Raw genomic sequence first — 7559 nt, forward strand, 5'->3', positions numbered from 1 at the left:
AGGTCCGCATCACCTCTGTGAGCTGACCTTCCTTCCCGTCGATTGCCGGGACTTGGATGACTGCTGAATGGATATGACCGCAGTGTCCCAAAGTTATCGCCATAGACAGCAATCGCTGCCGAGCGGGCCTTCAGGGGCTGATTTCGAACAGCATGTTCCCGACGAACTTTGGCACGCGCAGCGAGCCAGGGAACATCAACAGGTTGGCGCGCATGCCTCCGACGAACTTTATTCCCTCCAGTCAACCACCAGGACTGTTCTTGCCAAAAAACGTCGGAAGCGGGTCAACAGAGCCGAAAACATGAGTCCCCGGCCTTGGTGGCACGTCTGCCGTACGAGCGGTTGGAGTGCCCATGGCGGGGCAGAAGGTGCCAGACTTGGCGTACCTCGCACGTACAAGCAAATCCATGCTCTAGTCGTGCGCTGCGCCTGAACCATTTGATGAAGGTGCACCTCCTCTTGACAGCACAACGACTACACCAGTTGGAACCGCTCTTGGCGAGAATTCTTTGCTTGTGCCCTCGTTTGTCTCGCCTTTCAGTCTGACGACGCTGCGGAAGGGTTGATTTGTATGAGGGCGGTGTCGCGCCATAGGCCTCCCCCTGCATGCGTGTTGCCGAAGTGGCCACGCTTGACCTGAGTTTGACCGGAGGTTCGATGCGAAACTCCGCCCTCGCAGTACTGTCGATCAAACGCTGCGCCGAACCATCATCTCCTTGATCTTGCTGATGGCACCCGCCGGAACCAGGCCCTTGGGGCAAACGTCCACGCAGTTCAGGATGTCGCGGCAGCGAAACAGACGGAACGGGTCGTTGAGGTTGTCCAGTCGCTCGGCGGTGGCCGTGTCGCGGCTGTCGACGAGGAAGCGGTAGGCCTGCAACAGGCCGGCGGGCCCGACGTACTTGTCCGGGTTCCACCAGAAGCTCGGACACGCCGATGAGCAGCAGGCACACAGGATGCATTCGTACAGCCCATTGAGCTCTTCTCGCTGCTCGGTCGACTGCAGGCGTTCCCGCTCCGGAGGCGGAGCGAGGTTGATGAGGTAGGGCTTGATCGAGTGGTACTGCTTGAAAAAGTCGGTCATGTCCACGATCAGGTCGCGGATGACAGGCAGGCCCGGCAGGGGTTTGAGCGTCACCACACGCTGCAGCGATTTCATGTTGGTGACGCACGCCAGTCCGTTCTTGCCGTTGATGTTCATGGCGTCGGAGCCGCAAATGCCTTCGCGGCAGGAGCGCCGGAAAGACAGGCTTGGGTCCACGGCCTTGAGACGCATGAGCACGTCGAGCAACATGCGGTCGCCCGGGTTGACGTCGAGTTCCAGCGTCTGCATCCAGGGCTTGGCGTCGACATCCGGGTCGTAGCGGTAAATTTTGAAGATATGCATGGTTTATCGCTTCAGCTCTCCGAGCTTGGATGTGACCTTGCTCCACGCGTCGGCGTCTGGCAGCGGCAGCTTGGTGCGCACGATGGGCTTCCACTCGCGTGACAGCTCGGCGTTCAGGGCCGTGAAATGCAGCTGGTCACGCGGGACATCCTCTTCGGCATAGATGGCACTGACCGGACACTCCGGAACGCACACGGCGCAGTCGATGCATTCGGCGGGGTCGATGGCGAGGAAGTTCGGCCCTTCCCGAAAAGCGTCCACTGGGCACACATCCACGCAGTCGGTGTACTTGCAGCGTATGCAGGCCTCGGTGACGACGAAGGTCATGAACGCTCCCCACCAGGTGGGGCACCTGCCGATGAAGCCAGTGGGGCAGGGTTGGCCATGGCTTCAGCCGTCCTTGCCGTCGAGGCGGGTCGTGACCAGCCACGGCGAAAAAACCACCAGGTACAGAGCGAACGCAATGCCCCACGCGGCGGCGGCGGCCACCAGCCAGATCACGAGATGCTGCGGCGCCAACAGTGGCAGCAGAACCCTCGACACGGCCGCACAGGCCACCAGCAGATAGGCCGCCGTCTCAAGCCGGGTGGCCTGCAACGGGCGACCGGTGTGGCCGCGCGCTGTGCGGGTGATCATGCCGATGATGAGCCCGCCAGTGGCCCCCACTGCCAGGGCGTGGATGCCGGACGAGACGCCCAGCACGCCGAGCTGGGACAGCGCCAGCAGAGCCAGGCCGGCGGGAAGCCACGCATAGGCCAGGTGCAGCACCCACAGAATGGGGCGCGAGCGGGTGCGCAACGGTTTCCAACGCCACAGGCGAAGGGCGTGCAGACAAGCCGCAGCACCGAGCGCCGTGGCGCTGAAGGCGTTGGCCGGCAACAGTACCCACAAGGCCAACGCAATGGCCGTGGCGCCGAGTGTGGCTTGCTCCAGCCAGGTGGGCACCTTCAGTCTCAAGCCGGGCAACGCCGACTGGGTGAACGCCGGGATCACCCGCCCGGCGATCACGCACTCGATCATCACGATCAGGGCCAGGCCCGCATGGAGGGCGCGAACCGGTTCGATGTCGATCAACCCGCTGACAGCCCCGTGAAACGCGGCGTTGGCCAGGGCCAGCAACAAAAGAATCGCGCCCAGTGGCAGGTTGCGCCCGCCGCCCGCACGCAGGAGCAACGTGATGAAGATGCCGGCCACCAGCGGCAACAGCAGCAGGTCCAGAACCGCATAGACGCCATACGGTGCAAAGACGGCCGCCACCCGGGCGGCCAGCCACAGCCCCGCCAGCGCGGCCAGCGCAACGCCGCGTGGCGTGTCCAGGCCCGTCCACACCTTGCCCGCTGTCAGCAAAAAGCCCACGATGACCGCGACCGCAAACCCGAACAGCATTTCGTGGGCGTGCCACAGCACAGGAGACAGGGTGAGGTTCAAGGACACCTTGCCCAACATGAAGGCGATCCACAGCGGGACGGCGAGCATGCCGTAGGCAGCGGCTCCCAGGTAAAACGGACGGAAGCCGAGCCGCAGCAATGGCCAGCCTGGCGGTGATGGCGCGTGGACCGGTTCGGTGGCAGTGGTCATGGGCAGGCAACTCGTCATTAAATATTCATGTTGTGTGAATATTATAAAGCCCGGGTGGACAAAGCAGTCAGCCATCCGCCAGACCGTTCAACCGCCCAGAAGGCGGTTGGTGATCTCGGCGCAGTCCAGCCGTTCGAAGCTCATGTTGTGCCGCTCGGTCAGCGGCCCGCCGCCCGGGATGACCTGGCCCTGGTCGTCATGGCCCATCGCCTTGAACTTCCAGCGCCCGCCGATGAGCTTCAGGTTGCCGACCTGGAGGCCTTGCGTGTCGAGCACCGCGCACACGCCGCCCCGGTCCGGACCGATGGTCAGGCCTTGCATCAGAACAACACGCGGGTGCGCAAGGTGCCGGTCACCCCAGCCAGCCCGGACAGTGCGATGTCGGCGTGCTCTGCGTCAACGTCGATCACCACGTAGCCCACGTCGTCGCGGGTTTGCAGGTACTGCGCGGCAATGTTGATGCCGTTGTCGGCGAACACGCGGTTGATGTCCGACAGCACGCCTGGCACGTTGCGGTGCACGTGCAGCAGGCGTCGTTTGCCCGGGTGGGCAGGCAGCGCCACCTCGGGGAAGTTGACCGACGAGGTGGTGGTGCCGTTGTCGCTGTACCGGACCAGTTTTTCCGCCACCTCGTGTCCGATGTTGCTTTGCGCCTCCAGCGTGGAGCCGCCGATGTGCGGTGTCAGGATCACGTTGTCCAGGCCGCGCAGCGGTGACTCGAAACGATCGGCGTTGCTCTGCGGCTCGTGGGGGAAGACGTCGATGGCGGCGCCGGCCAGGCGGTGTTCGCGCAGCGCGTCGGCCAACGGATCGATCTCGACCACGCGGCCGCGCGAAGCGTTGATGAGCACCGCACCGGGCTTCATCTGCGCGATCTCGCGCGCGCCGATCATCCATTCGGTGCTGGCGTTCTCCGGCACGTGCAAGCTCACCACGTCGGCGGCGCCCAGCAGTTCGGCCAGGCTGGCCAACTGACGGGCATTGCCCAACGCCAGCTTGCTGAGCACGTCGACAAAGACCACCTGCATGCCCAGCGCTTCGGCCAGCACCGAGAGCTGCGAGCCGATGGCGCCGTAGCCGACGATGCCCAGCGTTTTGCCACGGATCTCGTGGGCGTTGCGGGCCGTCTTGAGCCAGCCGCCGCGGTGCGCCACTGTGCTCTTTTCGGGCACACCGCGCAGCAGCAGAATCGCTTCGCCCAGCACCAGCTCAGCCACCGAACGGGTGTTGGAAAACGGTGCGTTGAACACCGCGATGCCGCGCTGGCGCGCTGCCACCAGGTCGACCTGGTTGGTGCCGATGCAGAAGCAGCCGATGGCGATCAGCCTGGTTGCGTGGGCCAGCACCTCGGCGGTGAGTTGGGTGCGCGAGCGGATACCGACGAAGTGCACATCGGCGATCTTCTGGCGCAGTTCGTCGTCGGAAGGCGATCCGGCCAGGCTTTCGATCTGGCTGTAGCCGGCGGCTTGCAGCGTGGCGATGGCCGAGGGGTCGATGCCTTCGAGCAGCAGGAAACGGATCTTGCGCTTGTCGATCGAGGTCGCGGCGGCTTCGGGGCGGGAGAGAGGCAGGGTAAGGTTCATACCCGACTAATGTAGTCGGGATTGAAGGCCCGAACACACGGGCCCGGGTTCAGCCGGGGACCGCCGGCCGCGCTGCGGATAAAGTCGAACCAGATCACCTGCCCATGCCTGCGCCGCCCGTTCTTCTTTCCACCTTACCCCATGAAAACCATCCTTCAAATCGCCGCTGTCCTGACAACCCTGTCGGTCTTTTCTTCTGCCCACGCCCAGACGGCGGGCGCACTGCCCGCCGACAAGGTTCTCCCGTCGGGCGTTGCACTCAAATGGACCGCGGCTGGCACGGGTGAAAAACCGTTGGCCACCGATACCGTGCAGGTGCACTACCGTGGCAAGTTGACCGACGGAAAAGAGTTCGACAGTTCGTTCAAACGCGGCGAACCGGCCACCTTTCCGCTCAACCGTGTTGTGCCTTGCTGGACGCAAGCCTTGCAGGAAATGAAGGTGGGCGACACCGCCGATGTGACCTGCCCTCCCGCCACGGCTTATGGCGAGCGGGGCATTCCCGGCGTGATCCCGGCCAACAGTGTTCTGCAATTTCAGGTGCAGCTGCTGGCGGTGAAGAAGCGGTAAGCGGACACACGGGACGCACCGGTGGGGCGATTCGTCAAGGCGGCGGGCCGTCCGGCCGGATGACCGCTGCGGCCACCCGGGCCCAGAGGTCGCCGGGCGCTGGCGCTGAGGCGCCGCGCCACGCAATCACCTGGTCTGGCCGCACCACCAGCATGCCATCGTCCAGCAGAGCACCCGCCTCATCGCTCGACAGCGCCAGCACTTTCACGTTGAGCCCGGTCGCTGTGCCCGCCTCGGCCAGCGCCTGCGCAGCATCGTTCAGGTGTCCTGGCGTGAGCACGGTCCATTCGAAGCCCAGCAGGTCGTAGAGCGATCGTTCGCCATCCAGCCAGCGGTGCGGCAAGCGCCCGCCGGGCACGGTGGTGGGGATGTACTCATTGGCCTGATCGGGCGGCACGCCCGCGGAATCGCTGAACACCAGCGGCGAGGTGTCGTACCGCTCGCCAAACGTGACGCCGGGGATGTTGAACTCGCGCCGCACGTGGGCGTTCAACGCGGTGCCGGCCAGCGCGCGCTGATGATCGCCGACGGTGCCCTCGGCCTCCAGCTCGGGCGTGGCCTCGAACAGTCCCACCGAGTCGGCGAACTGGCGCGCGTACGCCGTGTTGCGCAGGCCGATCGGGCGGCGTTCGAGCTCATAGCTGTTCAGCAGAGAAGGGTGGGCCTGCCCTTTGGCCACCGCGGCCAGCTTCCAGCCCAGATTGACCGCGTCACCCACTGCGGTGTTGTAGCCCAGGCCGCCGGTGGGGGTAAACAGGTGGGCCGCGTCGCCGGCGATGAACACACGCCCTTGCTGGTAACGCTCGGCCACCAGCGAGTGCCCGGCGATCCAGATGCCGGTGGACAGGATTTCCAGGTCCAGGTCGGCCATGCCGCTGGCCTCGGCCACGATGCGGCGTGCGTCTTCGTGTGTCCAGTTCTCGGGCGTCTCGTGCGGGTGCACCGCCGCGTGAAACGCGAACTCACCGCGCCCGTCCACCGAGGCCATGAAAACGCGCCGCTCGTGGTTGACCGACACGTACATCCAGGCGATGTCGTGCGGGAAGCGTTGGTAGAACGAGGGCGCGCGCAGGTAGATGGCAAACATCTTGCCGCCCATGAACTGGCGCTGCAGACCAGTGGCGCCGCCCAGGTGGATGCCCAGTGCGCTGCGCACCGCACTGCGCGCGCCGTCTGCCCCCACCAGGTAGCGGGCGTGCACGCTGACACCTCTTCCCTGCAAGCTCGAAGGCGCCAGCTGGGCCCGAACGCCGTCTGCGTGGTCTTCGAATGACTTCAGCTGCCAGCCGAATTCGATGCGGCGGCCGGTGCGCTCTTCGGCGTGCTCGCGCAGCACCGCTTCCACGTATTTTTGCGACACCCGGTGCGGCAGTTCGGCCGCACTCCAGGAGCCCGCCAGGTGCTTGATGCTCTGCGTGGCCTGTTCGGCCGTGGGCAGCCGCAGGCGCGCCAGTTCGTGTGTGGCGAAACGGGTGAAGTACGCAATGTCGGTCGGGTGGTCTGGTGGCAGGCCGAGGGCGCGCACGGCCCCTGAGATGCCGATGCGCCGGAAGTGCTCCATGGTGCGCGCCTGCGTGGCGTTGGCCTGCGGGTTGAAGGCGGTGCCCGGCTTCGGGTCCACCACCAGGCAGGCTACATTGCGCAGGCCGAGTTCGTTGGCCAGCATCAAGCCGCAAGGCCCTGCGCCGGCAATCAACACATCCACCTCCAGGGCCTCGCTCCGGGCGGCTTGTTGTTCAAGCAAACTCTGTTTCGGTCGGTTGTCGGCTGGCATGGCGCAGTCCATATGGTTAGGTAACCTAAGCAAATCGCATTCTACGCATGACCACAACTTCGTCAAAATCCCGCAACACCAAAGACGCCTGGCGGCTGGGCAACGCGGGCCGGATTCTGGGCAACGCCGTGACCCGTTTTGAGGCCCGCGTGCTCGAACTCATGGCCCATGCCGGCCACGCCGACACGCGGCTGCCTCATGTGAACCTCACGCGCCATCTGGACCTGGAGGGCACCCGCATCACCGAGCTGGCGCGTCGCGCCCACATGACGAACGCCGCCATGACCGAGCTGATCGACCAGTGCGAGGCCCTGGGGCTGGTGGTGCGTGAAGTGGATGTGAGCGACAAGCGCGCCCGCACGGTGCAGTTCACCGACGCCGGCCGCGAATGGCTGGCCGCCTTTGGCCGGGCGGTGAAGAAGGCAGAGCGTGAACTGCTGACCGAGATCGGCCCCGAGGCCGCTGCGGTGCTGCTGCAGGGCCTGGGGCGTTACGCCGGCACGGTGGAGTCGATCCGGGTGAAAGAGCGGCCTGTGGCGCGCTGACGGTCAGGCCTGATCGCGCAGCGTGAGGCCGTTGGCGTCAATGACGGTCACGCGCACCGGAACGGACTGGCGAACGCTCTGCGTGACGGTGCAGAACTCCTCGAACTGTGCAAGTGCGCGGT

The 7559-nt window shown here is 65.3% G+C and carries 8 protein-coding genes; 2 read left to right on the forward strand and 6 right to left on the reverse strand.

The annotated features are described in order from the left end of the window. Positions 1-688: 688 nt before the first annotated feature. From Q0C59_RS17235 to serA, 5 genes are all read right to left on the reverse strand, one after another. Entirely contained in the window at positions 689-1387 is a 699-nt protein-coding gene (locus tag Q0C59_RS17235; RefSeq protein ID WP_291217830.1) for a succinate dehydrogenase iron-sulfur subunit, read from the reverse strand. 3 nt (positions 1388-1390) lie between these two features. Further along, positions 1391-1714 carry a ferredoxin FdxA gene (gene fdxA, locus Q0C59_RS17240; protein WP_291217833.1) on the reverse strand — a complete coding sequence of 108 codons (324 nt, stop codon included), beginning with the start codon at positions 1712-1714 and terminating at the stop codon, positions 1391-1393. 63 nt (positions 1715-1777) lie between these two features. Further along, the gene (locus Q0C59_RS17245; RefSeq protein WP_291217835.1) at positions 1778-2965 is read right to left on the reverse strand and encodes an NnrS family protein; all 1188 of its coding nucleotides are present in this window, start codon (positions 2963-2965) and stop codon (positions 1778-1780) included. 87 nt (positions 2966-3052) lie between these two features. After that, the gene (locus Q0C59_RS17250) at positions 3053-3286 is read right to left on the reverse strand and encodes a hypothetical protein (protein ID WP_291217837.1); all 234 of its coding nucleotides are present in this window, start codon (positions 3284-3286) and stop codon (positions 3053-3055) included. Beyond that, positions 3286-4548: a phosphoglycerate dehydrogenase gene (serA, locus tag Q0C59_RS17255; RefSeq protein WP_291217839.1), complete on the reverse strand. Its 1263-nt coding sequence runs from the start codon at positions 4546-4548 to the stop codon at positions 3286-3288. Before serA ends, Q0C59_RS17250 begins: the two co-directional genes overlap by 1 nt. A 141-nt stretch (positions 4549-4689) precedes the next feature. Here serA and Q0C59_RS17260 point away from each other — a divergent pair, with 141 nt between their 5' ends. Continuing rightward, on the forward strand, positions 4690-5118 hold the full coding sequence (locus tag Q0C59_RS17260) for an FKBP-type peptidyl-prolyl cis-trans isomerase (protein ID WP_291217841.1): 429 nt from the start codon (positions 4690-4692) through the stop codon (positions 5116-5118). Between the two features lie 34 nt (positions 5119-5152). On the opposite strand, the gene Q0C59_RS17265 is transcribed toward Q0C59_RS17260, so the two are convergent. Then, the gene (locus Q0C59_RS17265) at positions 5153-6892 is read right to left on the reverse strand and encodes an FAD-dependent oxidoreductase (protein ID WP_291217843.1); all 1740 of its coding nucleotides are present in this window, start codon (positions 6890-6892) and stop codon (positions 5153-5155) included. 47 nt (positions 6893-6939) lie between these two features. Here Q0C59_RS17265 and Q0C59_RS17270 point away from each other — a divergent pair, with 47 nt between their 5' ends. Next, positions 6940-7437: a MarR family winged helix-turn-helix transcriptional regulator gene (locus tag Q0C59_RS17270; protein WP_291217845.1), complete on the forward strand. Its 498-nt coding sequence runs from the start codon at positions 6940-6942 to the stop codon at positions 7435-7437. Positions 7438-7559 lie beyond the last annotated feature (122 nt).

It is taken from the genome of Hydrogenophaga sp., assembly GCF_022844385.1.
Taxonomy (GTDB): domain Bacteria; phylum Pseudomonadota; class Gammaproteobacteria; order Burkholderiales; family Burkholderiaceae_C; genus Hydrogenophaga.

What these genes read in the sequence shown, in the direction of transcription:
- Q0C59_RS17235 (WP_291217830.1), bottom strand. Translation starts at nt 1,387, where the DNA reads ATGCATATCTTCAAAATTTACCGCTACGACCCGGATGTCGACGCCAAG.
- fdxA (WP_291217833.1), bottom strand. Translation starts at nt 1,714, where the DNA reads ATGACCTTCGTCGTCACCGAGGCCTGCATACGCTGCAAGTACACCGAC.
- Q0C59_RS17245 (WP_291217835.1), bottom strand. Translation starts at nt 2,965, where the DNA reads ATGACCACTGCCACCGAACCGGTCCACGCGCCATCACCGCCAGGCTGG.
- Q0C59_RS17250 (WP_291217837.1), bottom strand. Translation starts at nt 3,286, where the DNA reads ATGCAAGGCCTGACCATCGGTCCGGACCGGGGCGGCGTGTGCGCGGTG.
- serA (WP_291217839.1), bottom strand. Translation starts at nt 4,548, where the DNA reads ATGAACCTTACCCTGCCTCTCTCCCGCCCCGAAGCCGCCGCGACCTCG.
- Q0C59_RS17260 (WP_291217841.1), top strand. Translation starts at nt 4,690, where the DNA reads ATGAAAACCATCCTTCAAATCGCCGCTGTCCTGACAACCCTGTCGGTC.
- Q0C59_RS17265 (WP_291217843.1), bottom strand. Translation starts at nt 6,892, where the DNA reads ATGCCAGCCGACAACCGACCGAAACAGAGTTTGCTTGAACAACAAGCC.
- Q0C59_RS17270 (WP_291217845.1), top strand. Translation starts at nt 6,940, where the DNA reads ATGACCACAACTTCGTCAAAATCCCGCAACACCAAAGACGCCTGGCGG.